Annotated in this window: 3 protein-coding genes; all 3 read left to right on the forward strand. The window is 63.5% G+C overall.

Annotated elements, in window-relative coordinates; translation table 11 throughout:
- The coding region (locus tag ACM6IO_RS26710; protein WP_414912541.1) for a DUF2586 domain-containing protein at positions 1-1,093 on the forward strand (1,093 nt) is incomplete at its 5' end.
- Between the two features lie 5 nt (positions 1,094-1,098).
- Complete coding sequence (locus tag ACM6IO_RS26715; RefSeq protein WP_253438749.1) at positions 1,099-1,551, forward strand: phage protein; 453 nt, start codon at positions 1,099-1,101, stop codon at positions 1,549-1,551.
- Entirely contained in the window at positions 1,551-1,763 is a 213-nt protein-coding gene (locus ACM6IO_RS26720) for a TraR/DksA C4-type zinc finger protein (RefSeq protein ID WP_414912539.1), read from the forward strand. Before ACM6IO_RS26715 ends, ACM6IO_RS26720 begins: the two co-directional genes overlap by 1 nt.
- The last annotated feature ends 36 nt before the right edge of the window (positions 1,764-1,799 follow it).

Genomic DNA, 1,799 nt, shown 5'->3' on the forward strand with positions numbered 1-1,799 from the left:
AAACAATCTCAATCTGGGCCAGGGTGCCGTGACTGAGATCGAACGCTATTTCCTTTTCATCGGCACCGGCGGGAAAAACGCCGGCCAACTGATCCCCCTGAATACGGACAGCGACCTCGACGGCGCTCTGGGCATCCCGCCGAGCGACCTGAAAACCCAGATCACCGCAGCACGCCTCAACGGGGGCGATCGCTGGGCGTGCTTGGCCGCTCCGATCGCTGCAGACGGCGAATGGTCCGAAGCCTTGGAAAAGGCCCAACAGCAAGGCTTTTCCGTCGAAGCGGTGGTGATCACCACACCAGTAACGGTCAAGGCTGAGCTGTCGGCGATGCACGACGCCGCCGTGGCACTGAACAACACCTACGGCCGACGTGCGTTTGTCATGGCAGCGAGTGCCGGCATCACTACCCAGCAGACCTGGGCGGAATACCTCACTGCACAGCGTGCAATCACCACCGGCCTGGCCGCGCCGCGTGTCCTGGTCGTGCCGCAGTTGCACGGCAATGACCTGGGCGTGCTGGCGGGCCGCTTGGCCAACGCCGCCGTGAGTATTGCTGACAGTCCGATGCGTGTGGCATCCGGTGCACTGCTGGGCCTCGGGCCTGTCCCTGTCGACAAGGAAAGCGTGCCATTGCCGTCGGCGATCCGCGCAGAGCTGGACACCGCGCGCTTCTCCGTATCGCAGACCTACCCCGATTACCCGGGCGTGTTCTGGGGTGACGGCAACATGCTCGACGCTCCGGCGAGCGATTTCCAGGTGGTCGAGTACCTACGTCTGGCCGACAAGGCTGCCCGTCAGGTTCGCCCGCTGCTGATCCGTCGTGTCGGCGATCGCCGCCTGAACAACTCGCCGAACAGCATGGCCGCAGCAATCAGCGCATTCATGAAGCCGCTGCGCCAGATGGCCAAGTCCACCACCTTCGCCGGCCAGGTGTTCCCGGGTGAGATCGAATCACCCCAGGACGGCGACATCGTCCTGGTGTGGCACAGCAAAACCAAGGTCGAGATCTACATCAAGATCCGGCCCCTCAACTGCCCGAAAGACCTGACGGCCAACATCGCCCTCGACCTTTCTGACGACAACCAGGAGTAGCCCCTATGACCGCACGTATTGGCGGCAAAAACTTCGACGTCAACCTGGGCGACCTGCAGGTTCACGTCGACAACATCACCCTCGACATCACCGATAACACCGCCGTGGCGCAGAGCAAAGGCGTGCCCAACGGGCACGTCGACGGCGACGTCTCGGCCAGCGGCGAGATGGAATTCGACACCAGCAACTTCAACCTGCTGATCGAATCCGCCCGATCGGCCGGGAGCTTTCGCAAGCTGGACACCTTCGACGTGGTGTTCTTCGCCGCTGCCGGCGATGAAGAGCTGCGCGTCGAGGCCTTCGGTTGCAAGTTGAAGGTCTCCAGCCTGTTGGCCATCGATCCCAAGGGTGGCGAGAAGTCCAAGCACAAGGTGCCGTTCGACGTCACCAGTCCGGACTTTATCCGCATCAACGGCGTGCCGTACCTGGACGCTACCGAGATCGAGGGCCTGCGCTGATGGTGTGCCCGTTCGACCGTGCCCAGGCGCTGGAGCAACGCCAGCGCGACCAGGCGATCGCGGCCCAGCTCGCCCAGGTGCGCCCGATCGGGCCCAGCCGCACCCACTGCCTGGACTGTGAAAACCCAATTCCCGAGAAGCGCCGCGCCCTGGGCGGAAAAATCCGCTGCACACCCTGCGAGTCTCTTTCCGAGCAAGGACAACGCCGATGACTCTCGTCACCTGGCCGCACTTCGCCGCGGCTGAAC

This window comes from Pseudomonas sp. IT-P44, from assembly GCF_949768225.1.
In the GTDB taxonomy this organism is placed as follows: Bacteria; Pseudomonadota; Gammaproteobacteria; order Pseudomonadales; family Pseudomonadaceae; genus Aquipseudomonas; species Aquipseudomonas migulae.